The 24,995-nt window shown below is 64.6% G+C and carries 23 protein-coding genes; 16 read left to right on the plus strand and 7 right to left on the minus strand.

Features of this window, described 5'->3' with window-relative positions:
* The first annotated feature begins 18 nt into the window (after positions 1 to 18).
* From GRX03_RS08740 to GRX03_RS08770, 8 genes are all read left to right on the plus strand, one after another.
* Positions 19 to 444, plus strand: coding sequence for a metal-dependent transcriptional regulator (locus tag GRX03_RS08740; RefSeq protein ID WP_159763830.1), 426 nt, complete (start codon positions 19 to 21; stop codon positions 442 to 444).
* Complete coding sequence (locus GRX03_RS16895) at positions 444 to 569, plus strand: hypothetical protein (RefSeq protein WP_267902771.1); 126 nt, start codon at positions 444 to 446, stop codon at positions 567 to 569. Before GRX03_RS08740 ends, GRX03_RS16895 begins: the two co-directional genes overlap by 1 nt.
* Positions 570 to 893: 324 nt before the next feature.
* Complete coding sequence (lysA, locus tag GRX03_RS08745; protein ID WP_159763831.1) at positions 894 to 2,129, plus strand: diaminopimelate decarboxylase; 1,236 nt, start codon at positions 894 to 896, stop codon at positions 2,127 to 2,129.
* A gap of 42 nt (positions 2,130 to 2,171) precedes the next feature.
* Positions 2,172 to 2,315, plus strand: coding sequence for a hypothetical protein (locus tag GRX03_RS08750; RefSeq protein WP_159763832.1), 144 nt, complete (start codon positions 2,172 to 2,174; stop codon positions 2,313 to 2,315).
* Positions 2,316 to 2,328: 13 nt separating this feature from the next.
* Positions 2,329 to 3,393, plus strand: coding sequence for a M20 family metallopeptidase (locus tag GRX03_RS08755; RefSeq protein WP_159763833.1), 1,065 nt, complete (start codon positions 2,329 to 2,331; stop codon positions 3,391 to 3,393).
* A gap of 39 nt (positions 3,394 to 3,432) precedes the next feature.
* Positions 3,433 to 3,792, plus strand: a complete 360-nt coding sequence (locus GRX03_RS08760; protein WP_159763834.1) for a hypothetical protein — start codon at positions 3,433 to 3,435, stop codon at positions 3,790 to 3,792.
* A 60-nt stretch (positions 3,793 to 3,852) separates the two neighbouring features.
* Positions 3,853 to 5,961 (plus strand): methionine--tRNA ligase, encoded by a 2,109-nt coding sequence (gene metG, locus GRX03_RS08765; protein ID WP_159763835.1) that lies wholly within the window; start codon positions 3,853 to 3,855, stop codon positions 5,959 to 5,961.
* A gap of 39 nt (positions 5,962 to 6,000) precedes the next feature.
* Positions 6,001 to 6,246: a DUF7312 domain-containing protein gene (locus GRX03_RS08770; RefSeq protein WP_159763836.1), complete on the plus strand. Its 246-nt coding sequence runs from the start codon at positions 6,001 to 6,003 to the stop codon at positions 6,244 to 6,246.
* On the opposite strand, the gene GRX03_RS08775 is transcribed toward GRX03_RS08770, so the two are convergent.
* Positions 6,243 to 6,773 (minus strand): type II toxin-antitoxin system RatA family toxin, encoded by a 531-nt coding sequence (locus GRX03_RS08775; RefSeq protein WP_368278226.1) that lies wholly within the window; start codon positions 6,771 to 6,773, stop codon positions 6,243 to 6,245. The genes GRX03_RS08770 and GRX03_RS08775 overlap by 4 nt on opposite strands.
* Positions 6,774 to 6,840: 67 nt before the next feature.
* Here GRX03_RS08775 and GRX03_RS08780 point away from each other — a divergent pair, with 67 nt between their 5' ends.
* The 3 genes from GRX03_RS08780 to GRX03_RS17055 all read left to right on the plus strand — a co-directional run bounded on the left by GRX03_RS08780 (position 6,841) and on the right by GRX03_RS17055 (position 8,716).
* Positions 6,841 to 7,572, plus strand: a complete 732-nt coding sequence (locus GRX03_RS08780) for an NAD(P)/FAD-dependent oxidoreductase (RefSeq protein WP_159763837.1) — start codon at positions 6,841 to 6,843, stop codon at positions 7,570 to 7,572.
* 75 nt (positions 7,573 to 7,647) lie between these two features.
* Complete coding sequence (locus GRX03_RS08785) at positions 7,648 to 8,535, plus strand: hypothetical protein (protein WP_159763838.1); 888 nt, start codon at positions 7,648 to 7,650, stop codon at positions 8,533 to 8,535.
* Positions 8,536 to 8,590: 55 nt separating this feature from the next.
* Entirely contained in the window at positions 8,591 to 8,716 is a 126-nt protein-coding gene (locus tag GRX03_RS17055) for a PGF-CTERM sorting domain-containing protein (protein ID WP_159764165.1), read from the plus strand.
* Positions 8,717 to 8,832: 116 nt separating this feature from the next.
* Here the strand turns inward: GRX03_RS17055 and GRX03_RS08795 are convergent, their stop codons facing one another.
* Positions 8,833 to 11,022 carry an elongation factor EF-2 gene (locus GRX03_RS08795; protein WP_159763839.1) on the minus strand — a complete coding sequence of 730 codons (2,190 nt, stop codon included), beginning with the start codon at positions 11,020 to 11,022 and terminating at the stop codon, positions 8,833 to 8,835.
* A 439-nt stretch (positions 11,023 to 11,461) separates the two neighbouring features.
* Between GRX03_RS08795 and GRX03_RS08800 the strand changes: the two genes are divergently transcribed.
* The 5 genes from GRX03_RS08800 (at position 11,462) to GRX03_RS08820 (ending at position 15,385) form a co-directional block, all read left to right on the plus strand.
* On the plus strand, positions 11,462 to 12,448 hold the full coding sequence (locus GRX03_RS08800) for a spondin domain-containing protein (protein WP_159763840.1): 987 nt from the start codon (positions 11,462 to 11,464) through the stop codon (positions 12,446 to 12,448).
* Between the two features lie 3 nt (positions 12,449 to 12,451).
* Complete coding sequence (locus GRX03_RS08805; RefSeq protein WP_159763841.1) at positions 12,452 to 13,927, plus strand: molybdopterin-dependent oxidoreductase; 1,476 nt, start codon at positions 12,452 to 12,454, stop codon at positions 13,925 to 13,927.
* Positions 13,928 to 13,975: 48 nt separating this feature from the next.
* Positions 13,976 to 14,251 carry a winged helix-turn-helix domain-containing protein gene (locus GRX03_RS08810; RefSeq protein ID WP_159763842.1) on the plus strand — a complete coding sequence of 92 codons (276 nt, stop codon included), beginning with the start codon at positions 13,976 to 13,978 and terminating at the stop codon, positions 14,249 to 14,251.
* A 7-nt stretch (positions 14,252 to 14,258) separates the two neighbouring features.
* Positions 14,259 to 14,552 (plus strand): hypothetical protein, encoded by a 294-nt coding sequence (locus GRX03_RS08815; RefSeq protein WP_159764166.1) that lies wholly within the window; start codon positions 14,259 to 14,261, stop codon positions 14,550 to 14,552.
* 65 nt (positions 14,553 to 14,617) lie between these two features.
* A complete protein-coding gene (locus tag GRX03_RS08820) occupies positions 14,618 to 15,385 on the plus strand; it encodes a DUF5781 family protein (protein ID WP_159763843.1) in 768 nt (255 codons plus the stop codon).
* Here the strand turns inward: GRX03_RS08820 and rad50 are convergent.
* The 5 genes from rad50 to GRX03_RS08845 all read right to left on the minus strand — a co-directional run bounded on the left by rad50 (position 15,382) and on the right by GRX03_RS08845 (position 24,696).
* Positions 15,382 to 18,066, minus strand: a complete 2,685-nt coding sequence (gene rad50 / locus GRX03_RS08825; protein ID WP_368278229.1) for a DNA double-strand break repair ATPase Rad50 — start codon at positions 18,064 to 18,066, stop codon at positions 15,382 to 15,384. The two genes, GRX03_RS08820 and rad50, sit on opposite strands and share 4 nt — an antisense overlap.
* The gene (gene mre11 / locus GRX03_RS08830; RefSeq protein ID WP_159763844.1) at positions 18,063 to 19,307 is read right to left on the minus strand and encodes a DNA double-strand break repair protein Mre11; all 1,245 of its coding nucleotides are present in this window, start codon (positions 19,305 to 19,307) and stop codon (positions 18,063 to 18,065) included. Before mre11 ends, rad50 begins: the two co-directional genes overlap by 4 nt.
* Before the next feature lie 75 nt (positions 19,308 to 19,382).
* Positions 19,383 to 21,155, minus strand: coding sequence for a PAS domain S-box protein (locus GRX03_RS08835; protein WP_159763845.1), 1,773 nt, complete (start codon positions 21,153 to 21,155; stop codon positions 19,383 to 19,385).
* Positions 21,156 to 21,296: 141 nt separating this feature from the next.
* Positions 21,297 to 22,763, minus strand: a complete 1,467-nt coding sequence (locus GRX03_RS08840) for an ATPase domain-containing protein (RefSeq protein ID WP_159763846.1) — start codon at positions 22,761 to 22,763, stop codon at positions 21,297 to 21,299.
* A gap of 139 nt (positions 22,764 to 22,902) precedes the next feature.
* Entirely contained in the window at positions 22,903 to 24,696 is a 1,794-nt protein-coding gene (locus tag GRX03_RS08845) for a PAS domain-containing sensor histidine kinase (RefSeq protein ID WP_159763847.1), read from the minus strand.
* Between the last annotated feature and the right edge of the window lie 299 nt (positions 24,697 to 24,995).

Genomic DNA, 24,995 nt, shown 5'->3' on the forward strand with positions numbered 1-24,995 from the left:
GTCACTCGGGGGTAACCAATGAACACGGCAAACCAGTATCTCAAGGCGATTTACCTTGTCCAGGAGATCGAAAACGGCCCGGCATCGACGGGTTCGATCGCGGAGATGCTCGACGTCAGCCCGGCCAGCGCGAACGAGATGATCGGCAAACTCGAAGACGAGAGTCTCTGCTCGCACGAGAAGTACAAGGGCGTCGAACTCACCGACGAGGGGATCGTGCGAGCGCGGGACGCGCTGCAGAACTACTGCATCATCGAGCGGTTTCTCGTCGAGGTGCTCGAAGTCGAGGACTTCCGCACGGAGGCCCGACAGCTCGAACCGGTCATTGACGAGACGGTCGCAGAGCGCCTCGACACGATCATCGACCGCGCCCCGCAGTGTCCCGACTGTTTCGACGCCGACTCCGACGTCTGTGAGCTTCTCGAATGTGACCCCGCCGACTGATGGTTGATGCTGTCGTCGACGCGGTCGGTCCGTTTCTCATCCCCGTCGTGCTGTTTGGACTCGGCGTGATCGGCTACGCCGTTCTCCTCATCCTGACGCGCTGGGGCATCCTCAGCGAGGACTAACTAAGCGTTCCTTTCAGAACTGAAGGCGCGTAAGCGACAGTATTCGGGCGTCCGAACGCCGCACCGAGGTGCATCCACGTGAACGAGATCGCGCTCGCGGCAGGGTTGGCCGCACCGCTGGTCTTTCCGCTGCCCGCGTATCGTGTGGGTAGCGGGTCGGGCTCGTCGTTCCGACCGACCAGAGCCGCCGGAGATGAACCGACCCAGCCGGACCGTTCCCGGCCGGAGCTCCGACGACTGATCCCGGTCGACGCTGTGGGTCCGGTTCCGGAGGCTGTCCGCGCAATCGAAGGATTCAATCGCCCGAGTACCGACGAACGAACAATGACAGCCTCTTCGCCGCCGATTCGTCGCCTGGCCGACTGGGATCACCGTCGGCTCGAACGGCTGGCCGACGAACACGGCACGCCACTGTACGTCCTCGACCCACAGCGGGTCCGCGAGAACTACCAGCGGTTCGCGTCGGCGTTTCCCGACGCGCACGTGATGTACGCCGCCAAGGCCCACACCGGTCGTGCGGTGCTTTCGACGCTTCTCGACGCCGGTGCGGACATCGAGTGTGCGGCACGAGGGGAACTCGAACGGGCGATTGCGGCCGGAGCGGATCCGAACACGCTGCAGTACACGGCGGTCAACCCTCCACAGGCGGACGTGGAGTACGCCGCCGAGTTGGGCGCTGAGCACCCGGGACTGACGATCACCGCCGGCGCGCGAGACACCTTCAACCGGCTGGAAGCCGCCGGCTACGACGGGCGCGTCGCGATCCGGATCAACCCCGGTATCGGGACCGGTCACCACGAGAAGGTGGCGACCGGCAAGGACGCGAAGTTCGGGATTCCGAAAGCGGAGGTGCCCGAACTGGCCGCCGAGTTGCGCGAGCGGTTCGATCTGGTCGGCCTGCACGCACACGTGGGAAGCGGCGTCCTCCAGGACGACCTCGACGACCACTGCCGAGCCATCGAGACCGTCGCTGACGTCGCCCGGGCGGTCGGCGACCTCGAATTTCTGGATATCGGCGGCGGCTTCGGCGTGCCGTACCGCGAGGAGGACGACCCGCTGGACGTGTCGGTCGTCGGCCGGCGCGTCCGGGAGGCGGTCGGTGACCTCGACGCGCAGTTGGCGCTGGAACCGGGCCGATACGTCGTCGCCGACGCCGAACTCATCCTGACTCGGGTGAACACGATCAAAGAGACCGACGCGGCGACCGTCGTCGGCGTCGACGCCTCGCTGGCGACGCTGATCCGACCGGCGATGTTCGACTCCTATCACCCGATCCGCAACGTCAGCGCCCCCGACCGCGAACCCGAACCCGTCTCCGTCGGGGGGCCGTGCTGTACGAGCGCGGACGTCTTCTGCACTGACCGTCCGATTGCCCGGCCCCGGCGGGAGGATCTGCTCGCCATCGGCAACGCCGGCGCGTACGGCTACGAACTCGCCAACCAGTTCCACTCACAGCCCCGCCCCGCCGAGGTCGCACTCGACGACGACGGCGCTCGGGTCGTCCGCGAGCGCGAGACGCTTGCCGACGTGACCCGGGTCGAGACCGGCTTCGACTCGTAGGAGTTCGTTCGGATTTTTATACCCGGGGGGCCAAGCCCGACTATGAGCCGTCTCCCCGACATCGTCCTGATGCCAGTCGACGACGACAGTGAGTACGTCAAACACGTCTACGCGATCGTCCTCTTCTGGACCGCGCTCGTGATCATCGCGGGCATCGGACTCGCAATGGTCGCACTCCTCACCTGAGAGCCCTTCGGAAATGAGCTTTCGACTCCCGGCGTTTCACGAGCAAGCGGTCTCGACGCCGTCGCACGAGGACGTTACGGCGATGCGTGATCTCCTCGTCGAGACACTCGCATCCGCCGGTGTCGATCCCGAAATCGACGAAGCGGGCAACGTCCTCGCCCACAGAGGGACGGGCGACCAACTCGTTTTGAACACCCACATCGACACCGTTCCGCCGCATGTCCCCTACGAACGCGAGGGTGATCTCGTCCGCGGACGCGGTGCCTGTGACGCCAAGGGACCGCTCGCGGCCTTTGTCGACGCCTTCCTGCACGCGGAGATCGACGGCCGACTCACGCTGGCGGTGACCACCAACGAGGAGACGACACAGACCGGCGGCGCACACCTCGGCGAGACGCTCGACGCGGACGGCTACATCGTCGGTGAGCCGACCGATCTCGACGTGTGTATCGCCGCCCGCGGGCAGTTCGAGGGCGAGGTGCGGATCCGCGGCGAGAGCGGCCACGCCAGCGATCCCGCGAACGGCGAGAACGCGATCCGGACGGCCGCGCCGATCCTCCAGGCGCTCGAGTCCTACGACGAAACCCGCGGACCGGGCGCACACGACCTGCTCGGCCGACCGACGCTGACTCCCTCGGTCATCGAGGGGGGCGAGGCGATCAACCAGATCCCCGGGGAGTGCACGATCCAGTTCGACCGCCGGACGGTCCCCCCCGAGACGGTCGAGGAGTTCTTTGCTGATCTTCGCGAGCATCTCGACGGCTGGCTCACGGACGGGTACGACCTGGAGGTCGGGTTGATTCGGCCCGACATGCCCGCACCCGAGGCCTTCGCGACCGACTCCGACGCGTCGCTGGTCGAGGCGCTGGCGACGGCAAGCGGCGGTCAACGGCGCCCGTTCGGGGCCGCAACCGAGGCCTCGTACTTCGCCGACGACGCGCCCGTCGTCGTCTTCGGCCCCGGCGTGCTCGCCGACGAGGAGGGTCCTGTCGCTCACGCCGACCGCGAGTACGTCCGGCTGTCAGATGTCGAGGCGGCGGCGGAGGCGGTGCGAACCGCCGTCGAGCAGTTGCTCTGACACGGACAGGTTCAGGTGGCTGGCGGCCGTATACCGGCTATGACTGATCTTCGCCAGTTCGTCAAGCAGGTGGCGGTGTTACTGCTGGTCGCGTTCGCTCTCGGTGCGGTCCTGACGCCTCCGAACCCGACGACGCAACTCTCCTTCGCCGCCGGCGCGATTCCGGTCGTGTTCGCAACGGCGTACGTTCTCGCCTCGCGAACCGACGGTGAGCAGTTCCCGCAGTTTCTCGGCGTCTCGGTGGCCGGGACGGTTCTCATCTGGTTCGTCGGCTCTTTCCTCTCGCCGTCCGGCATCGGGATCGGCTCCGGATGGATCGCCCTCGCGGCCGCGTTCGTCGTCGCGTACGCGGTCGTCTATCACGACGAGCGAGCGATCCGCGGCCCGAGTCTGGAGTGAGTCTCGAACGTGCCGTGACAAACCGGCCGGCTTTTTATGCCGCACGTCCCAGAAGAGACCATGAGCCACGACCAACTACCGACGGACCAGCCAGCGGTGGTCACCTGCGGGTTGCCTTACGCCAACGGCAACCTCCACGTGGGCCACCTGCGCAGTTACGTCGCTGGTGACCTGTTCAGTCGGGCGTTGCGGCGTGTCGGCCAACAGACAGCGTTCGTCTGTGGCTCCGATATGCACGGGACGCCCGTCGCGGTCAACGCCGCGGAGGAGGGGGTCGAACCGCGGGAGTTCGCACTCGAGTACCACGAACAGTACGAGAAACGGTTTCCCCAGTTCAACGTCGAGTTCGACAACTACGGCCACACCGACGACGAGACCAACACGGAACTGACCCAGGAGTTCGTCCGCTCGTGGATCGACAACGACCACGTCCACGAGAAGGAGATCCAGGTGGCGTACGATCCCGACGCCGACCAGTGGCTGCCGGACCGGTACGTCGAGGGAACCTGTCCGTACTGCGGGGAGCGAGCGCGAGGCGACGAGTGTGACGAGGGCTGTCAGCGCCACCTCGAACCCGGCGAGGTCGAGGAGCCGACGAGCACGCTCACCGGCAACCCCGCGGAGTACCGCGAACGGGACCACAAGTTCCTCCGTCTCTCGGACTTCCAGGAGTATCTCCAGGGCTTTCTCGACCGTCTCGAAGGCACCGAGCGCGCCCAGAGCCAGCCGCGGGAGTGGATCGAGGGCGAACTCGAAGACCTCTGTATCACCCGCGATATGGACTGGGGGATCGATTATCCCGGAGATGGAGAGGAGGATCTCGTGCTCTACGTCTGGGTCGACGCACCGATCGAGTACGTCTCCTCGACCAAACAGTACACCGAACGCGTCGGTGCCGATACCTTCGACTGGGAGCAGGCCTGGAAGATCGACGGCGAGGAACGCCACGGCACCGAGTGGGACGAGGCGTGGACCGACGACTCCGGTGAGATCATTCACCTGATCGGTCCCGACATTATCCAACATCACTGCGTCTTCTGGCCGGCTATGCTCCGGGGCGCGGGCTACAACGAACCCCGGGCGGTCCTCGCTACGGGCTTTGTCGGCATCGACGGCAAGTCGCTCTCGACCTCGCGGGGCCGGGCCGTCTGGGCCTCGGAGTATCTCGACGAGGGGTTCCACCCGGATCTGTTCCGCTACTACACCGCGACCGGCAGCGGGCTGGAAAACGACGTGGACTTCTCCTGGGATCGGTTCCAGCAGCGGGTCAACGGCGAACTCGTCGGCAACCTCGGCAACTTCTGTTACCGCGGCCTGCTCTTTGCCCACCGCAACTACGACGGCACGCCGGAGGCCGATCCGAGCGAGGCGGTCGTCGAGCGGATCGAGGCCGCAATCGACGAGTTCGAGACCGCAGTCGCCGAGTACGACGTGCGGACGCTCGGCCAGGTCGCCGTCGACCTCGCGGATTTCGGCAACGAGTACATCCAGCAGAACGAGCCGTGGAACCTCGTCGACGACGACCCCGAAGAGGCCGCACAGGTGATCCGCGACTGCGTCCAACTCGCCAAAGCCTGTGCGCTGTTGATGCAGCCAGTCATGCCCGAGAAGGCCGAGAATCTGTGGGCCCAACTTGGCGAGGACGGATCGGTTCACGATCCGGAACTGTCGGCCGCCCTCGAAGAACCGCCCGAACAGTTCGGCGAACCCGAGGAACTGTTCACACAGGTCGAAGACGAGACCATCGAGGCCCTCAACGAGAAGCTTCGCGACCGGGTCGCCGAGTCCGACGACTCCGACGACGACAGCGACGAGTCCGAGGAGGCCGCCGATCTACCCGCGCTCGAAGACGAACGGATTAGCTTCGAGCAGTTTCAGGACATCGACATGCGCGTCGGTGAAATCACCGCGGCCGAACCCATCGACGGCGCCGACGAACTGGTTCGGCTGGAGGTCGACATCGGCGTCGAGACCCGGCAGGTCGTCGCCGGCCTGAAACAACTGCACGATACCGACGACCTCCCCGGTACGCGGGTCGTCCTGCTGGCGAACATGGAGAAAGCCGAACTGTTCGGCTACGAGTCCAACGGGATGGTGCTCGCGGCGGGCGAGCAGGCGGACCTGCTCACCACCCACGAGGACGCACCGCTAGGCACCCGGATTCGGTAGCGAGGCAGACTTTTCCTTCTCGATGTCGTAGGACGGCGTATGGCAGCACCGCCAGGCGAGATCGATGACGACGACAGCGACGACGAGTGGCGATTCTCGGTCGAGGACGTGAGCGCCGAGGAGACGACCGGCGAGAGCGACGGCTCGGGCGGTAACATCGCGGGAACGCTCGACCGGAACCAGCCGCTCGAACCGGGAGAGATCGACCCGGAAAACGCCGTCTTCGTGGTGCTCGGCGTCCTGATCGTCGTCGTCCTGATCGCCGCGGCAATCCTCGGCTTCTAAACGGAGTCCGGCGTCTCGTGGATTTCGAGGGGCACGTCTCGCCGCCGCCCTTCGAGGTCGCGGACGATCCGCCGGACGATCTGTTCGGCCTCGGTACGGATCTTCGGCGTCACCTTCCGGACGACCCAATCGACGGAGGTCAGCGCGGGGAGATCGATCGCTCCAGCACTCGCCGAGTCGGGATCGAACTCGACGTAGAACCTGACGCGGGAGGCGGTCGACTCCTCCTCTGGTGCCGATTCGGGTTCGGGTTCGATCTGCCAGTAACCGCTGGCGTCGAGATCCTTGATCAGTTCCCAGTCGATCCGGTTCGGCGGGTCGATGTCGGTGACCTTCGACCGGGCGGTGTAGCTGAGCTTCCACCACGCGAAGGTCAGATCGTACTCCGTCTCCGGGCGGCCGTCTCCGTATCGGCGGATCTCGTCGAGATACTCCGAGTACTTCGCGTACCGCGGGAAATCGACGAGAAAGTCGTAGATCTCCGGCGGCGGCAAGTACACCAGCGTACTGACTTCGAGACGGTCCACACCCACAGTAAGGGCGTCTGCGGACTAAAATGACCGGGCACATATGGACCCGGTTCGAACGCCGCGTATGAGCACGACCCCAGCCGTAACGATCATCGGTGCCGGCCCCGCGGGCCTGACCGCAGGCATCTACACCGCCCGCGCCGGACTCGATACGACGGTGTTGCAGGGCGGGCAGTCGATCCTGAACCGCAACGCACACCTGGAAAACGTCCCCGGGTTCCCCGCCGGGATCAACGCCCGCCGGTATCTCGAGTTGACTCGCGATCAGGCCCGGCGCAACGACTGCACGATCCGAGAGGGGACCGTCCGGGCGGTGCGACCGACCGAGGACGGGTTTCTGGTCGAGACCGAGGACGACCGCTACCGGAGCGAGTACGTCATCTGCGCCTCGTGGGCGGACACGAGCTATCTCGACGACATCGACGGCATCGGGATCATCAGCCGCGGATCGAAGGCGTACATCGACGTCGAAGACGACGGCGCTACCGGCGTCGACGGACTGTACGCCGCCGGTCGGATCGCCGGCGAACCCCACCAGACCGTCGTCAGCGCCGGTCACGGCGCGAAAGTCGCGCTCTCGGTGATCCACGACTCGGAGGTGCCGTTCTACCACGACTGGGTCGCCCCCGAGGGGTATTTCACCGACCGCGGCCGCGACGTCCCTCCGGGCTGTGAAGAGATCACCGACGAGGAGCGAGCGCGCCGCGAGGAAGAGACGCTCGCCGTCATGCAGGAGTACTTCGCCGACCGCCATCCCGAGGGTCCGACACAGCACCCGAGCGTCCGCGACGAGTAACTCTAATTATCACTGTTGATACTCACGGGGCAAGATTAGCATACGCCGCTGTGTGAATACGAACCATAGGGGAGCATGTCCAGTCGCTCGAACCCGGGACGCCTGTACAATCGACGGGTCACGAGACACATCAAGTCGCTGCTCCCGGAGCGGGTCAGCCCGGGCGACGACTTCACCTTCGGGGGGAAAGCGATCGTCGACCGCGAGAACAACCCCGGCAAACCCGCCGGCGGCACCTGCGAGATCAAGTGCTACGTCGGTGAGGACGGCCAACTCGCCGTGTTGGAGAAGTCCGAACTCGCCTTCCGCGGCGAGGTCGTCTGGGCCTGCTGGAACCGCATCCGGCGGACACACACGGTCGACGCTCCGGATCTCCCGCCGTTTCGGTATCACGTCCAGACCCAGATTCTGGACCGGGGCAACCGCAAGCGCGACGAGACGATCGTCAGTCTCGCGGGCCTCGAAGAGATGCCGGTCTACGGCGGCCGAGAGGCGCAGGCGGCACTGCTTCTGGCGGAGAGTCTCGCCGTCGAGAAGGCTGTCGCGCCCGAACAGCGTTCGGACGTCTGTTGCTCGCTCCACCGGCTCCCGTCGCTTCCGCGGTTGGTCGACAGAGGTGAGATCATCAGGCTCAGTTGGCGGGAACTCGACGAACTGGTCGGGCCGGACGCCGAGATGATCGCCGCCAACGCCAGCGTCGAACGCGTCCCGGACGAGGAACGCGAGGAAGCCGTCGCCAAAGGCGTCAAAATCTTCACCGACGAGGACTCCGATGTCGAGGACGAGCAGTTCACCGAAGGCCGCACCCGCCGTCGGACCGAGACGCCGGACGAACACGAGCGCCGCGAGCGCGACGCCCGCTCGCTCCCGGACGACATGAGTCCCGAGGAGGCCGAGGAGAAACTGATCGAGATGGCCGAGGAAATCTACGAGATGCGGGCCGGTGAGGAAGGCTCCGAGTGAGCGGGCAACCGGGTCCGCGTTCCGCCGATAGCGGTAATCTGGCACGAGCGGCAATCTGCTCGCCGTCGACGGTTCCGACGGCTCGGAGAGCGACGACGGCTCCGGCCCCGGGTTCGGGCCGGCGACGACCGTCGCCGCTCTCGCGGGCGTCGGCTATCTACTCCGACGCCGACAGCACTGAGTTCGGTGTCGGTACTCTGCGAGCGGACCCCGTGACACAGATTGTCGTGCTGTCTGCGAGTCAGCAACTGCTCTGTTACCTCGACAGCGGAGAACGGAAAGATAGAGCCGGCGTCGTTAGAAGTAGTCGATCGACTCGGGCAGTTCGGTCTTCATCCCCTTGCGCTCGCGGATCTCCTTGATCGTCTCCGGCTGGAGGTTGTCGGCCATGACCTGGAAGCCGGCGTTTTCGGTGTTCCAGGAGGCACGACCCTCGGTCGCGGAGCGGATGTCCGAGGAGAAGCCGATCATCTCCTCGACGGGGGCGACGCCCTCGACGACCATCAGATCGCCTTCCTGGTACATGTCGTCGACGCGGCCACGACGGCCCTGGATCTCGCCGGACGCGGCGCCCATGTGGTCGTTGGGCACGTCGATACGAACCTCCTGAATCGGTTCGAGTAGCTTGATCTCGGCGTCGATCAAGGCGTTGTGCAGCGCCTCGCGAACTGCGGGGATGACCTGTGCCGGGCCGCGGTGGATGGCGTCCTCGTGCAGGCGGGCGTCGTGCAGGCGAATCAGCGAGCCCTGGACCGGTTCGGCGGCCAGCGGCCCGTCGTTGAGCGCCTCCTCGAACCCTTCGATCACCAGCTCCATCGTCTCGTTGAGGTGCTGGATCCCCTTCGTGTCGTCGATGATGATGTTCGTGCCGTGGATGTGCTCGACGTTCTGGGAGGTGTCCTTGTCGAGGCCGGCCTCCTGCAGCGCCTCTCGGCGTTCGAGTTCGGGCATGTCCATCGACGCTTTGCCCTGCTTGATCGCCTCGACGATGTCGTCGTCGAGCGGCGTCACCGAGATGTAGAAGCGGTTGTGGCGGTTCGGGGAGATGCCCTCGACCTCGCGGCTCTCGGTCTGTGGCGCCTCGCGGAAGACGACGATCGGTTCACCGGTCGTCACCGGGATACCCTGGTTGCGCTCGATACGCTGGGTGACGACTTCGAGGTGGAGTTCGCCCTGTCCGGAGATCAGGTGCTCGCCGGTGTCTTCGTTGATCTCGATGTCGATGGTCGGGTCCTCCTTGGCGACCTGCTGGAGCGTCTCGATGAGTTTCGGCAGGTCGTCCATGTTCTTCGCCTCGACGGACTTCGTGATGACCGGCTCGGAGATGTGCTCGATGGACTCGAACGGCGTCATCTCGACACTGGAGACCGTCGAACCGGCGATGGCGTCCTGCAGACCGGTCACGGCTGCGACGTTGCCTGCGGGGACCTGTTCGACCTCCTCGCGTTCGCCGCCCATGAAGATCCCGACGCTCTGGAGGCGGTTCTTGCCGACCGTCCCGGAGACGTACAGCTCCTGGCCCTTTTCGAGCGTGCCGGAGAAGACCCGACCCGTCGCGATTTCGCCCGCGTGGGGGTCCATCGAGATGTCGGTGACCATGAAGACGACCTCGCCGTCCTCGTCGACCAGGCGCATGCCCTCCGCGAGATCGGAGTCGGCGTCGCCGCGCCAGATCCGCGGGATACGACGGGGCTGTGCGTCGACGGGGTTCGGGAAGTGCTCACAGACCATGTCGAGCACGACGTCCGACAGCGGCGTTCGCTCGGCCAGTTCCTGCCGTTTGTCGTTTCGTTCGAGTTCGATGATGTCACCGAAGTCCATCCCGGTCCGCTGCATCGACGGCAGCGAGACACCCCACTTGTAGAGCGCGGAGCCGAAGCCGACGGTGCCGTCCTCGACGGAGACGGTCCAGTCGTCGTCGATGTCGTCCATCTCCTCGGTCATCCCGCGGATGAGGTCGTTCACGTCCCGGATGACGGCGGTCATCCGTTCCTGCATCTCCTCGGGGCCCTCCTGGAGTTCCGAGATGAGTCGGTCGACCTTGTTGATGAACAGGGTCGGCTTGACGCCCTCTCGGAGCGCCTGTCGTAGCACCGTCTCGGTCTGCGGCATCGCCCCCTCGACGGCGTCGACGACCACGAGCGCGCCGTCGACGGCACGCATCGCGCGTGTCACGTCGCCGCCGAAGTCCACGTGGCCCGGGGTGTCGATCAGGTTGATGAGGTGGTTAGTGCCCTCGTACTCGTGGGTCATCGAAACGTTCGCCGCGTCGATGGTGATCCCACGTTCCTGTTCGTCCTCCTCGGTGTCCATCGCGAGCTGTTCGCCCGCGGTCTCGTCGGAGATCATCCCCGCCCCCGCGAGCAGGTTATCGGTCAGCGTCGTCTTCCCGTGATCAACGTGTGCCGCAATGGCAATGTTCCGGATATTCTCCGGTGTATTCATCAGCGTCTCGCATTCCTCTACGATTTTCTTTCGTCGGCCCATTATTACAGAGGCATACCGGTAGGAGAGGCAAAAGGATAGTGTTTCGTGGTCGCTGTCAAAGCGAACACGAAGCCCGACACGAGTGTCGGCGTTTCGCAGTCGGGACCAACGGAAGCGACTGCGAGGCTCATCGCGACCGGAGGGAGCGATGGTGTTTCGTGCTCGCGCTGTTTGCGAACTCGAAGCTTGCCACGAGGGGAAGTGACGGCGTTTCGAGTTCGTGATCCGATCGAACTCGAAGCTCGCCCCGAAGTTCGACGCTTGATTCCCGAAGTACCAGGAACATGTCACAGATTTTCCGCCGACGTGGAAAAGTCGAAAAGGCAAGACGGAACCGAGAACTTGAACGGAATTTGGAGAGATGTGCAACCGAATTCGAGCGGAATTTATCCCGTTGTTGAAAAATCGTTTTAGTGGGTTCTCCCGTCGTCACGAGTGCATGAGTTCAGATCCAACCCGGCGGCGGTTCCTGCTCGGCGGCGGGACCGTTGCAGCGCTCGCACTCGCTGGCTGTGTCGGCGACGACACGAACAGCGGCGACAACAGCACCGACAACACAGACGAGACGATGGACAACAGCTCCATGGAAGATGACGACGACTCCATGGAAGATGAGGGCTCCATGGACGACGGGACGATGGAGTCGGTCACGATGACCGTCCGGATCGAGAACGTGGCGCCGACGGACTTCTACCCGTCCGACGCCTCGACGGGCGGTCAGATCTGGATCACCCCGGGCGCGTACGCAGTACACACCGGCACGAATCCGATCTACACCGAGGGAGAGTCCGCGACGATCGGTCTCGAAGCGCTCGCTGAGGCCGGTCCGCCGACGGGTTTCGAGGGCGAACCCGGACTGGTCGACGAATTGACCGAGATGGCTAACATGGGGATGGACAACGAGATGGAGGGAGACGACTCGATGGATGACGATTCCACGGACGATGACTCCATGGACGGTTCGATGGAGGAATCAGCGGTCCTGCACGCGGGAGCGTACACGCCCGAGAATACCGTCGCTGATCCGAACGATCCGATGGGATCGGTGCCGGGTGCGCCCCCGATTGCCCCCGGCGGGGCGTTCGAGTTCGAGATCGAGGCCGAACCGGGACAGCGTCTCTCCTTCGCGTCGATGTTTGTTCCCTCGAACGACCTCTTCTTCTCGCCGTCACCGGAGGGGATCGCCCTCTGGCCAGCAGACGGTGAGCCGGTTGCGGGCGACGTGACCGACGCCATCGGCCTCTACGATGCCGGCACCGAACCGAACGGCGAGCCGGGGTTCGATCCCGACCAGGCGCCGGCACAGAACAGCCCCGACCAGGGCGACGACGAGGGCGGTGTCGTGCGACCGCTGCGTGAGGTTGCTGACGGCTTCGAGTACCCCGCCGTCGAGGACGCAATTCAAGTGACGGTAGCCCCTCAATAACGTATGATCGACCGCCCAGACAGAGAGGAAACACTCACTGCCGCGCTGTCCGCCGTCACGGCGGTTGCCGGTTCGTTCGTCGCGGTCGGCTGGTCGCGCCAGTTCGTCGTCGCGCCGGTCGATCAACAGATCGTCAACCTCACTCCGGGGCCGATCGTCACCTTCATGATCGAAAACGTCGGTGAGGCGGGCCATCTGGTTCACATCGGACTGGCGCTCGGCGCGGTCGTCGGGCTGTTCGGCCTCGTCTCGCTTGCCGGCGTCCGTCTCGGCACGCGCACGGAGCGACCACTCGTCGGCGGCCTCGCCGCTGGGGTCGGTGTCTGGTTGCTCTCTGCCGCGTTGACGCGCGAACCGCTCCTCGCGTTAGCACCCGCGGGACCGATGGCCGTCTTCACTGCGGTCGGCGGCGTTCAGACCGCAGCGGGTTCGGTCGACCGGTCCCGGCGCCGGACGCTCGGTACCCTCGCCGCTGCGCTCGGATTCGCCGGCACGGCAGCCGTCACCGGCCGCCTGCTACACGGCGACGCTCCGCTCGACGCGGCCCCGAACGCCGAGGGCGCGGACGAACGCCTGTCGGAAGCCGAGGCGAACCGACTCGACACCGCCAGCGACGACCTTCCGGGTCTGGTCAGCGACATCGACGGCTTCTACAACGTCGACATCGCGGAGTTCGATCCCGAAGTGACGAGCGAGGAGTGGTCGCTGACGTTCACCGGCGACGTCGGCCGGGAACTGACGGTGGAGTTCGACGACCTGATCGAACGGGACGTCGAGAACCGGTTCGTCACGCTCCGCTGTGTCGGTGAGGACCTCAACGGCAAGAAACTCGACACCGCGGTCTGGACGGGAACGCCGCTCGGTCCGCTGCTCGACGCCGTCGACCCACAGAGTGACTGTGACTGTGCAATGTTGCGCGGCGACGACGGCTACTACGTCCAGTTTCCGACCGACGTGCTCCGGAACGGCTTTCTCGCCTGGGGGATGAACGGCAAGGAACTCCCCCAGAGTCACGGCCACCCGGTCCGGGTGCTGATCCCCGGCCACTGGGGCGAGACGAACGTCAAGTGGCTCACCGAGATCGAACTGCTGAACACGGAGACCGATGGCTACTGGGAGGAGCGCGGCTGGGAGGGAACCGGCGAGGTCAAGACCGTCGCCAAACTCTGGGACGAGGGGATCACCGAACTCGACGACGGCCGGATCGAACTCGCAGGACACGCCTACGCCGGCACGCGTGGGATCAGCCGCGTCGAGGTCTCTACCGACGGCGGCGATTCGTGGGCCGACGCCGACCTCTCGGACCCGCTTCCGGACGGAGATGTCTGGCGACAGTGGCGACACACCTTCGATCCAGACGGGAGCCACGACGTGGTGGTTCGCGCCACCGACGGCAACGGGACCCTCCAGACCGAGGAGGAGACCAGTTCCTCGCCCGACGGTGCGGCCGGGTGGGTCGAACGGACGGTCACCGCGTAGTCGTGTCGAAACGTCTATGCGTACCCCGTTTACACCAATAGACAGTCTATGGAGAAAGCCCTGTGGTATCTCTTCGCCGGCACTCGCGGTGGAGTTAACAGGGTCAGAATCGTTCGGAATCTCCGAGACCGCCCCCGTAACGCGAACGAACTCGCAGAGGAACTGGACGTCGATTACAACACGATCACACACCACCTGGACATGTTAGAGGAACACGATGTCGTCGAACCGAGCGATCACAACTACGGGAAACTGTACTTCCTGACCGACCAGTTCGAGCGACACGCGGAGACGTTCGAGGACATCGCGGAGGAGGTGAACTGACGTGGCCATGGACGCTCCGACGATTGCCGGCATCGCGCTCACCGCCGTCAACAGCGTCTTGCTCGCGTCGCTTGCGGTCGTCTGGTTCCGGAACTACCAGCGGTTCCGCTCGACGATGGTTCTCGGCCTGCTGGCGTTTAGCGTCGTCTGGCTGATCGAGAATCTCGTCGCCATCGCCTTCTTTTTCAGTAGCATGTCGATGCTGTACTCGACGGATCCGCTCGTCGGCCAGGTCGTGCTGGGGATGCGGATCCTGGAACTGATCGCCGTCGGGTTTCTCTCGTACGTGACGCTGAAGTGACTCCGTGTGTCGTGGTCACATCCCCGCAACAGTAATACGGCCCCACGCCATACGTCAGGGCGTCTATGGACGTACAGGTCGAGGGTTCTGGCCCGGTCGAGCCGTTTTTTGCCGCGCGGGATCTCTTCGAGCGCGAGGCGACACTCGACGACCCGGTGACCGTCCGGATCGTCGAGGATCCCGACGAACGGACGCGTGTCAAGCACACCGCCGACGGACACACGCTGACGATCTCACAGCAGGCCGCGACGAGCGCGATGGCCCGCGAACTCGCCTTGCACGAGTTCGCACACATGCACCACCACGAGCGCGGCCACCCCTCACACACGCAGTCGATGGAGGAAGTGATCTTTCTCGCGCTGGCCGGCCGCACTGTCGAGCGACGGAAACTCACACACTGCCGACAGATCGCGAACCACATGAAGGATATCTACGCCGACGACCTCTGGCTGTCGGTCGCGCCGGCGGGCAAACTCGTCGATTTCCTCGAATCCAGCGTCGCGAGCGCGCTCGCGGATCAGCCGTCCGCCCCGGCGTGGGATCGGTTCGGACACGAGGCCGCGAGAACCAGCGCCGCCAGCGACCCCGAGATTACGGCGGTCAACGCCGCCTTCGCGCTGGGGCTGGTCGAGCGACACAACCTCGTCGAACCGGACCACCGGCTGTACGACCTGGCCCACGCCGCCGCCGCGGACGCACCGGAGATCGACTTCGAGCGGTTCAAAGGCTGGTTCCGCTCGCTGTCGGCCGACCCGGACGAGAGCGAGTACCGGAAGACGCTGGTCGACGCGACCCGCGAGTACGCCGGCGGCAACGGTCCCGCCGCGGACTAGATTTCGAGCACCTGCTCGCCGAGTCGCCCGCGTTCGACCGTCGAGCGGTTCGTCGTCGAGTCCTTCGTGACCGTGATCAGTTCGTCCGCCGCGTCGACCAGTTCGTCGTCGTGGCTGACGACCAGGATCTGCTCGACGCCGCGGTCGCGCATCGACTCGATCAGTTCGACGAGTTGGGTGACGTGTCCCGAGTCCAGGAAGACCGTCGGCTCGTCGAGAATCAGCGGTGGCATCGGCGCGGTCCCCTCGATTCCCTCGGCGAGCAGCCGGTAGATCGCACAGCGCAGGCTGAGGTTGAACAGCGCCCGCTCGCCGCCCGAGAGCTGATCGGGATCGAGCGCCTCGCCGTCTTTCTGGTAGATCGTCAGGTGGTACTCGCCGTCGAGTTCGATCCGCGAGTAGGTGTCGTTCTCGTAGACTAACTCGAAGGTCTCGTTGAGCATCCGTTCGAGCGTGTCGACGTTCTTGCGCCGCAGTTGTGCACGGAGCCGGCCGTACATCTCCTCTAGTTCCGCGGCCTCGTCGTGCAACGACTCCAGGCGCTCGACGGTTTCGGCCAGTTCGGCCCGCCGCTCGCGTAGCTCTTCTAACTGGTCGAGTTCGTTCTCGATGCCGCCGAGCTGTTCCTGGCGCTCCGACCGCTCTGTTTCGAGTTCTTCCAGCGCGTCCGTGACCTTCTCGATGTGTTCGGCGGCCCTGTCGCGCTCGCTACGTGCCTTCTCGATCCGGTCGTCGTCGACCTCCTCTCGGAGTTCGTTCCGGCGCTCGCGTTTCTCCGCCAGGCGCTCGCGGCGTTCGTCGTTCAGCGACTCCTTCTGCTCGCGGCGCTCGCGGAGGCGCTCGATCTCCTCACCCAGCGAGTCGATCCGGTCGAGCACGTCCGACAGCTCTTCGAGGCGGTCGCGGTTCTCCGCGAGCGTCGCCTTCTCGCGGTTGTACGACGCGATCTGTTCCTGGTGGTCGGTAGCGCGCTGTTCGGCCTCCTGAGCGGCCGACCGCTTCTGTTCGGCCTCTGTAGCCGCCTCCTCGGCCTGTTCGCGGAGCTGTTCGATTCGGTCGCGCTTCTCCGCGACGGCGTCCTCGCGCTGGTCGAGTAGCTGCCGGAGATTCTCCCGGTTGTTTTCGAGTTCCTCGACGCGCTGTTCGCGCTCGCGGAGTTGTTCGGCCGTCTCCCGTTGTGATTCGAGGGTCTCGATGCGCTCGCTTAGCTCCGTCAACTCACTCTCTAGCTCCTCGACACGCTCGCGGTACTCGTCGATTGTCTCGACGTGCGGCGAGTTCTCGACCGGTTGGCCGCACTCCGGACACTTGCCGGCCTCACGTAGCTGTTCGGCCTCTTCGAGGCGCTCGCGTTCGTTTTCGAGCGTCGCTTCCAGTTCGGCTCGTCTCTCTCGACACTCCCCGAGGTCGTCGCTGACCGACTCGTAGTACGCCTCGGCCTCACCGAACTCGACGGGTTCGTCCGCGAAGGTGTCGCGGAGTCGGTCGATCTCCTCGTCCATCTCCGCAATCTCCGCCCGTGTCGATTCGATCCGTTCCTCGGCCTCCTCCCGCTCCGCGTCGAGGTCCGTGGCCTCCTCGCGGGCCTCTGCGGCGTCGGCCTCCAACTGCTCGGCCTGCTCGCGGAGGGTCTCGGCTTCGCTGTCGGCCTCCTGTTTCTCGACGCTGGCTTCCCGGATCTTCTCGGTGAGGTCGTCGATCTCTTCGGTCACCGCCGCGAGCGCGTCGTCGATGTCGTCGCCGCCGAGGCTCTCGGGATCGGCATCGAGGCCGTCGGCCGCCGCGAGCAACTCGTCGCGGCTCTGCTCGGCCTCCTCTCGGGCCGTTCGCTTCTCGTCGATCCGGTCGGCGAGATCTGCCCGGGTGCGTTCGGTCGACTGGATCTCCTCTCTGAGTTCGCCGATCTCCTCGTCTAGCTCGCTCAGTTCGGCCCGCTTCTCCTCGTACTCCTCGATGATCGATTCGGCCTGTTCCTGTGTCTTCTCCGCTTTCCGCTTCCCGCTCTCGTACTCCTCGATCTTCTCGTCGATCTCCGCCAGCCGCGTTTCGAGTTCGGTCCGCCGCCCGTGGAGGTCTTTGGACTCTTTCTGTTCGATCTGGTCGTCGATCTCCGCGAGCGCGCCCTGTTTGTCGTCCCGAACGCGACCGACGCCGACGCGGGCGTCGCTCGCCCGCTCGCGGTACTCCTCCAGTTTCCCGAGTTGCAGCAGGTCGTCGATCATGTCCTGACGCACCGACGGGGAGGCGTTGATCAGTTTGTTCACCTCCCCCTGCCGGACGTACGCGCAGTTGACGAAGGCGTCGGTGTCCATTCGCAGGAGCCCGGCGATTCGCTCGCGCACGTCGGTCGCCCCTTCGGTCGTCCCCCCCGGCCCCTCCAGCACGCACTCCGCGGTCCGGGCGTCACCGCTGCTGACCCGGATCCGCCGCCGGATGTGATAGCCCTCGCCGCCGTGGGTAAAGTCGAGTTCGACGACGGTCTCCTCGGCGCCGATGGTGACGATCTCGTCGAGGGTCTTGTCGAGGGCCTTCGCCCCGTACAGCGCGAAAAAGCAGGCTTCGAGCAGCGAGGACTTCCCGCTGCCGTTGAGGCCGTGGATAACTGTCACGCCGGGATCGAGCCGTACGTCGGTCTGCTCGTAACACTTGAAGTTCTCCAGTCGAATCCGGTCGAATCTCACAGGTAATCCTCCATTGTCACTTGACCGTCACTTTCGGAATCGCCGCCGCCGTCCGCGGCCCGCTCGTCCATCTCCGCGGTCGCTGTCCCGTTCTGATCGTCGGCGTCTGCTTTCGCCCCCTCGTCGGCGCTGGTGAACGCTTCGGCGTCGGCCTCGGCGACGAACTCCTCGACGCGGCGCTGGACCTCGTCGGCGACGTTGGAGTCGGCGACTTTGCTCGCGCGGATCGTCTCGTCGAGATCCCGGGCGGCAGGACTCAATCCGAGTTCCGAGATCCGCCGCTGGACGGCCTCGTCGGGGTCCGCGAAGGAGACCTCTACGTCGGTCTCCTCGTCGAGTTCGCGCTGGTCGTTGACCCGCGTCGCGAGCGCGCCCTGATCGTCTGCGTACTCCTCGATCCCGGCGGGCATGACCTGTTCGCCCTCGCCCGTGAGCCGAACGATGACGACGGCATCCTCTACCTCGTGTTGGTCGATCCGCTCGCGGACCCGTTCGCTGCCCTCGCCGGGACGGAGTTCGATATCCAGAAAGACGAACTCGCGGGTGTCGAGGCCGCGACGGCGGATGTCGACGGTCTCCTCGAAACTGACGAGGTTGTAGCCGCGGTCCTCGCGCTCGCTCGCACTCGCACGCTCGGTCGACCCGCAGTAGGTGATCCAGGTGTCGTCCGGCAACTGCTTGGTCTTCGCCTCGTGGTCGTCACCGACCAGCATGGCGTCGAACTCGACGGTCGCCTCCCGACTGATCTCGGCGGCGTCCCACTCGCCGTGTTCGAACGGCTCGAAGAGGCCGTGCGAGACCAGAGCGGCGTACTCCGCGTCGTGGGGAGCGAACTCGTAGTCGAGCTCGTCGCGCTTCGAGCGCGGGACGAAATCCAGTCCGTAGAAGGCAGCGTCCCCGACCCGCACTGGCTCGCTGCCGAGCCGCGTCGCCAGCCCCATCGACTCGAACAGATCCAGCCACTGCTGGGAGCGTTTGCCCTCGTGGTTACCGACGACGGCGAGAAACGGAATCCCCGCGCCGTCGAGGTCCCGAAGCACCGAGAGTGCGCCCATGATATCACTCAGTCTGGGTTTGCGGTCGTGAAAGAGATCACCGGCGTGAACGACGGCGTCGACCCCCTCGTCGACCGCGTCCGCAGCCACCTGCTCGAACGCCCGCTGGAAGTCCTCGCGGCGCTCGGGCAGGTGGTACTGCTGATAGCCGAGGTGGGTGTCGCCCGTGTGTAGAACCCGCGTCATACCTGCGCCCTACGGCGGGGCCCGGTAAATGCGTTGCCAGAGCGCACTGAAAGTGAAACGCGTCGGACGCCGACCCTACTGCAACGGGAGTTCGACGGAGACGCTCGTCCCCTGCCCGTCGACTCGGATGTCGATCCCGCCGCCAACGTAGTGGACGAGCCAGTACGCGAGCCACAGACCGAGGCCGGAGCCGTGCTGGAGCGGCCGTTCCGCGCCCTGTTCGAGCGCACGCCGTTCCTGCTCCGGGATCCCGGGGCCGTTATCGCTGATCGTCACGATCCCTTTTTGCTGGTCTGTCGTGAGCGAGATCACCACGCGTGACTCCGGCCCGTCGGAGTGCTCTACGGCGTTTTCGATGAGTTCCTCGAGGGCGGGCCTGACTCTCCCGTCGACGGTAAGATCGGCCTGGGGGGCGATGTCCAGATCGAGTGTCGCGTCCGGATAGGACGACCGGAACTGCCCTGCTGTCTGCTTCAAGAAAGAGCCGAGGTCACAGTCCGTCTGTGGCTCTGCTGCCTCCGTGACAACCTGCCGGACGTGCCGAGCCTTCTCGCTGAGGTCCATCAGGGACTGGACGTGTTCCTGTATCGTCTCGGCCTGTGCACGCGCGGTCTCGTCTTCAAGTTCGGCCGCGAGCATGCTGGCGTTTCCCATGATGACGGTCCCCTTGTTGCGCAGATTGTGACGGAGAACGCGATGAAACACTTCCAGTTGTTGTTCTCTGAGCCGGCGGTCCGTTATCTCGTCTTGGATGCCGACGAAGCCATCGATGTCACCGTCGCTGTCTCTGATCGGGGCGATTGTCTGGAGGGCGACGAACCGCTCGCCGGATTTACGCTCGTTGACGATTTCGGTGTTCCAGACTCTCCCATCGAGTATCGTCTCCCAGAGACGGCTGTACAGCTCCTCGCCGTGCTCGCCGGATTTGAGAATGCGCGGCGTCAACCCGACAGCCTCCTCGGCGGAGTAGCCGGTAATCTCCTCGAAGGCGGGGTTGACGTACTCGATGACTCCTCGTTCGTCCGTGACGATGATCGCGTGGCCAGCCTGCTCGACAGCGTTTTTGAACTGACGGAGTTCGCGTTCGCGCTGCTTGCGCTCGGTCACGTCCTGAAACGACAGCAGCGACGCGGGCTCGCCTTCGTACTCGATGCGGGACGAACGCAGGTCGATGTGCTTTCGCTCTCCGCTCGGTGTCCGAACGGTGAGCTCGTGCTGTGTCGGCGATTCGCCGGACTCCGGCCGGTGCTCGCGACACCGTTCGAGGAGGCTGCTGTCGGCCTCGGAGAGAACCCTCTCAAGCGGCGAGTTACGAAGCGTCTCCGCGCCCCGGTCGAGGATCTCGGTCAATCGCTCGTTGACGAACACGAGTTCCCCCGCTTGGACGACCGCGATTCCGTTGTCGCTCTGCTCGACGAGCGTCTGATACTTCTGGTGTTCGGCTTCGAGCTGTGCCGTCCGTTCGCGCAGATCCGCGATAAGTCTCTCTGTCTGCTCCCGTCGAGCGAGCAGGTTCTCGAGCGTCCGGAACAACGCCCGCTCTCTCACGGGTGCCCGGACGACATCGTCGACGAGTAGCGGGCGATCCCGGTCGGTCATATCCTGTAGATCGACCGACACCGCGGTCTGTTCCCGCCGGACGAGGACGACCGGGCAGAAGATCGGCTCCACCGCTTGTTTGTGCGTTTCGAGCCCCTCCCGATACTCCGGAAAGATTGCCTCGTCGACGATGTATAGATCCGCCGCTCTGAGCTGATCGTCGGTCACCAGTGTGTGTCGCTGTTCGACGATCGATTCCATCGCAGCGCGGTTACCCTCGTCAGCGAACAGGAGCTGGATCGTCGCCATATTACGTGACACCGCCGTTGCCAGTGTTTTCCCCTCGAGTACCGCCATCGTGTGATATCGTGACACCGATACCCCAACCGCGTGTGTTGTGACTGTCTCGGTCCTGCGCCAACACCTGGAGGTCAGCCATGGTTTGTCCGATCACCACGCTCTGTCCGTTCGGTCTGGAACGCCGTCGAGGATACCGTGCATCCCGGTCAGCGGTGCTCCGACCTCTAGGCCGTCGGCTGTGACTCGGAACTGCCGAGGCGTCGTCTCGAAGTCACCGACACGCTTTTTCAACACGCCCACGACGCGTTCGAGTTCACCATCGAGTTCGATGTAGTTCTGAAAGACGATGTTATCGGCAACGTAGCTGACGTTCGTGCTGGTCGCCTGCGGGAGTCCAGTCACCTCGCTTTGCTGGTCGATCACGATCACCGACGTGTCGGTGTTCGTCAGGTGCTGTGTGAGGGCGTGGAGCCGACGACGGAGGTCGACCGTCGAAGCGCTCCCTTTGATCGCGGTTCTGTACCCGGAAACTCCGTCGATGACGACCAGTTCGGGCGACTGCCTCCGGACACGTGTCTGGACCTGTCGGGCGAACTCCTCGGCGGACAGCGTCAGCGGATCGACCTCGTCGACTGTTAGGGTCCCGTCTGCCTGAAGACCGGTGATGTCGATCCCGAACGTCTCTGCCCGGTATCTGAACGTCTCGAACGACTCCTCGAAGAGATATCCTACCGCCCCGTCGCCGCTGGTCGCTGCCGAGTGGAGAAACTCCGTGGCCATCGTCGTCTTTCCGGTGCCGGAGGGTCCGCTGATGATCGTGATCGTCCCGCGTTCGAGCCCCCCGCCGAGCAGCGTATCCAGGTTGTCGACGCCGGAGGGCAACTGTGTCGGCTCGAACGGGCGGGTGGATTGATCTGTCGAGAGCGCCGGATAGACTTCGGCACCGCCCTCACGGATTTCGAGCCCGTGGGTTCCGTCTCGCTGTCCGACACCGCGGTGTTTCGGCACACTGATTCGCCGGCCTGCCTCCTCCTCGTACGCGAGGCTCACCACACCGTCGCTGAGTGATCGCAACTGGGTGTCCATCTGTCCGCTGGGGGTCTTCGTTGCGAGTACCGTCGTCCCGCGGCCTTTGAGAAAGCGCGCAAAGGAGATGATGCGCTTCCGGAACTGGTACTCGTTCGGTTCGACGTACTGAAACTGTGTGACGGGGTCGATGAGGACGCGGTCGGGATCTAGCTCTTCGATTGCGGTCCGTACGTCGGAGATGAGCGTGTCGTCGGCAACGTCCTGTGGGCGGACAACGTCATAGGAGCGTGAGCCGTTGAAAAACTCTGATTCCGGCCCGATGTCGAGAAACGACGCGTCAGAAATATCGATCCCGAGCGCGGCCGCGTTCGCACACAGATCGGCCTTCGACTCCTCGCCGTGGATGAACAGGACCGTCTCGCCGGCGTCGAGACCCGCCTGCAGAAATTCCACGCCGAGGGTCGTCTTCCCGGTTCCAGGTGGACCGATGACGAGATAGAGGCGTCCGTCGATAAACCCACCGTTGAGGAGGGTGTCGAGACCCGACACCCCACTCGAAAGTTGCGTCAGTCGAGGGTTGTCTGTCATCGGCATGGGTTCAGATGAGCAGAGCTATGTATACTGTGTCGGTTCCCACGACGGTGAGAGTCCGTCCGAACGGCGGTCGTCACGGGGTACGAACAGATCGGCGGTCGACTCGGAGGGGGGCCTCTTTCTGAGGAGACACTCACTGGTTCACGGACTGGGATTCACTGCACCGAATCTCGAAACGAGCACCCCCGTCGGCGCCGTCGGTGATCTCGATCGCCCAGTCGTGTGCTTCGACGATTTGACTGACGATCGTCAGGCCGAATCCCGTCCCGTCTTTCGAGGTAGTGAACCCGGAGGTGAGGACATCGTCACGGACAGCAGGCGGAATCCCGGGGCCGTCGTCCTCGACGTAGAACCCGTCGTCGAGCGCACCGACGCGGACGGTCGCGTCGGGGCCAGCGTGTTCACGAGCGTTTCGGAACAGGTTCGCAAACAGCTCCTGCACCCGTGACCGGTCCATCTCGAGCGTCCGGTCGCTGTCGACAGCGAGTGTCATCACCTGCGTATCGACGGTCTCCCACGCCGCCCGGGCGACGGCTTCGAGAGAGGCCTGTTCGGCGTCGAGAACGCTTTTGCCCTGTTTGGCGAGTGCCAGCAGTTCGTCGATCAGCGCCTCCATACGGTCGATCGCCTCCTGCATACGCGCGTGGGCCTGGCTCGGATCGTCGGCAGTACGGGCAACGTCGAGGTTGGCGTCCATGATGTTGAGCGGGTTGCGCAGATCGTGTGCGACCGTCCGCCCGAAGTTCTCTAGGCGGTCGTTCTGGCGACGAAGCTCTCGTTGCTGTTCTTTGAGTTCGGTGATGTCGCGGTTGATCGCGACGAAGCCGGTGATCTCCCCGTCGTCGGTGAGCGGCGCGATGGTCTGATCGATGACGTACTGTCTGCCGTCCTTGCGCTCGTTGACGATTTCGCCCGTCCATACCTCGCCGTCGAGGATCGTCTCCCAGAGGGTCCGGTAAAACTCCCGGTCGTGTTCGCCGGATTTGAGCATCGCTGGCGTGTTGCCGAGTGCCTCCTCCCGGTCGTAGCCGGTCATCTCCTCGAAGGCGGGGTTGACGTATTCGATCGTCGCGTCGACATCGGTCACTAACACGCCGTGACCCGCCTGTTCGACAGCCTTCCGAAACGTCTGTAGATCGCGCTCGCGCTCCTTCCGTTCGGTGATATCCTGGATCGTCCCGACGTGATACTCCTCGCCGTCGATGGTGACGTGTGTCGTGACCGTATCGACCGGAAACGCCTCGCCGGTGTCGAGGCGACGGTTGAGCGTCTCCCGACGGCGGATCTCTCCGTCCTCGAACGAATCCCAGTACTCGTCGAATCTGTTGGCGTCGAGTTCGGGATTGACGAGCGTGATCGAATCCCCTCGCAGGCTCTCGGGGGTTGCCCCGAGCATGCCGGCGTAGGTGGGATTGGTGTACGTGATCGTGCCGTCGCTGTCGTAGGCGGCGATCCCGGTGCCGATCTGTTCGACCGCGCGCTCGAAAAACATCCGCCGACGCTGACGCGTCTTCTGCTCGGTGATCTCCCGGTTGATCGCGACGAAGCCGGTGACCTCGCCGTTTTCGGTGACCGGCGAGATCGTCTGGTCGATGACGTATCGCTCGCCGTTTTTCCGCTCGTTGATGACTTCCCCCTGCCAGACCTCGCCGTCGAGGATCGTCTCCCAGAGTTGGCTGTAAAACTCCTCGTCGTGTTCGCCGGATTTGAGGATCGCGGGCGTCGATCCAACGAGCTCTGCGCGGTCGTACCCCGAGATCTCCTCCATCGTCGGATTGGCGTACGTGATAACGCCGTCGGCGTCGGTCACGAGCATCGCGTGCCCGGCGTTTTCGATCGCCGAGTAGATGTCCGTCGTCGCGACGCTGTCAGCGGTCGTCTGGAGATCCTGTGCGGTCCGGTCGGTCTGGTTCGTGTTTGCTGTCATCTGTATATAACGACATGGTTCGTGTGTCGGCCGAGCAACGGCTCTCGTCTCACTGGCGCTGGCTCGACTGTGATGTGAGTGTCTCCCGTCACGGCTTCGTCGAGTCCGCGCCGCCTCCTTCCAGAACGTGCCACGCCCACCCCGGACCGGTTGCGTATCACCCCCCAACCGGTCTCCGATGTTCGGATACCGTACGCGCCCCCGCCGGGCGACGCTCGGTCCGGGACGGTCGTGGTCTGCATATCCACTCTTACCATAATTCGATACATAAACACGGGGATAGAATCCCTGCACACTGA

The sequence above is a fragment of the Halovenus carboxidivorans genome (assembly GCF_009831575.1).
GTDB lineage: Archaea > Halobacteriota > Halobacteria > Halobacteriales > Haloarculaceae > Halovenus > Halovenus carboxidivorans.

Coding starts and splice junctions, on each gene's coding strand:
- GRX03_RS08760 (WP_159763834.1), top strand. CDS start 3,433: ATGACTGATCTTCGCCAGTTCGTCAAGCAGGTGGCGGTGTTACTGCTG.
- GRX03_RS08810 (WP_159763842.1), top strand. CDS start 13,976: ATGGAGAAAGCCCTGTGGTATCTCTTCGCCGGCACTCGCGGTGGAGTT.
- lysA (WP_159763831.1), top strand. CDS start 894: ATGACAGCCTCTTCGCCGCCGATTCGTCGCCTGGCCGACTGGGATCAC.
- GRX03_RS08845 (WP_159763847.1), bottom strand. CDS start 24,696: ATGACAGCAAACACGAACCAGACCGACCGGACCGCACAGGATCTCCAG.
- metG (WP_159763835.1), top strand. CDS start 3,853: ATGAGCCACGACCAACTACCGACGGACCAGCCAGCGGTGGTCACCTGC.
- GRX03_RS08805 (WP_159763841.1), top strand. CDS start 12,452: ATGATCGACCGCCCAGACAGAGAGGAAACACTCACTGCCGCGCTGTCC.
- GRX03_RS08795 (WP_159763839.1), bottom strand. CDS start 11,022: ATGGGCCGACGAAAGAAAATCGTAGAGGAATGCGAGACGCTGATGAAT.
- GRX03_RS08750 (WP_159763832.1), top strand. CDS start 2,172: ATGAGCCGTCTCCCCGACATCGTCCTGATGCCAGTCGACGACGACAGT.
- GRX03_RS08740 (WP_159763830.1), top strand. CDS start 19: ATGAACACGGCAAACCAGTATCTCAAGGCGATTTACCTTGTCCAGGAG.
- GRX03_RS08785 (WP_159763838.1), top strand. CDS start 7,648: ATGTCCAGTCGCTCGAACCCGGGACGCCTGTACAATCGACGGGTCACG.
- GRX03_RS08840 (WP_159763846.1), bottom strand. CDS start 22,763: ATGACAGACAACCCTCGACTGACGCAACTTTCGAGTGGGGTGTCGGGT.
- GRX03_RS08770 (WP_159763836.1), top strand. CDS start 6,001: ATGGCAGCACCGCCAGGCGAGATCGATGACGACGACAGCGACGACGAG.
- GRX03_RS08780 (WP_159763837.1), top strand. CDS start 6,841: ATGAGCACGACCCCAGCCGTAACGATCATCGGTGCCGGCCCCGCGGGC.
- mre11 (WP_159763844.1), bottom strand. CDS start 19,307: ATGACGCGGGTTCTACACACGGGCGACACCCACCTCGGCTATCAGCAG.
- GRX03_RS08755 (WP_159763833.1), top strand. CDS start 2,329: ATGAGCTTTCGACTCCCGGCGTTTCACGAGCAAGCGGTCTCGACGCCG.
- GRX03_RS08835 (WP_159763845.1), bottom strand. CDS start 21,155: ATGGCGACGATCCAGCTCCTGTTCGCTGACGAGGGTAACCGCGCTGCG.
- GRX03_RS16895 (WP_267902771.1), top strand. CDS start 444: ATGGTTGATGCTGTCGTCGACGCGGTCGGTCCGTTTCTCATCCCCGTC.
- GRX03_RS08820 (WP_159763843.1), top strand. CDS start 14,618: ATGGACGTACAGGTCGAGGGTTCTGGCCCGGTCGAGCCGTTTTTTGCC.
- GRX03_RS08800 (WP_159763840.1), top strand. CDS start 11,462: ATGAGTTCAGATCCAACCCGGCGGCGGTTCCTGCTCGGCGGCGGGACC.
- GRX03_RS08815 (WP_159764166.1), top strand. CDS start 14,259: ATGGACGCTCCGACGATTGCCGGCATCGCGCTCACCGCCGTCAACAGC.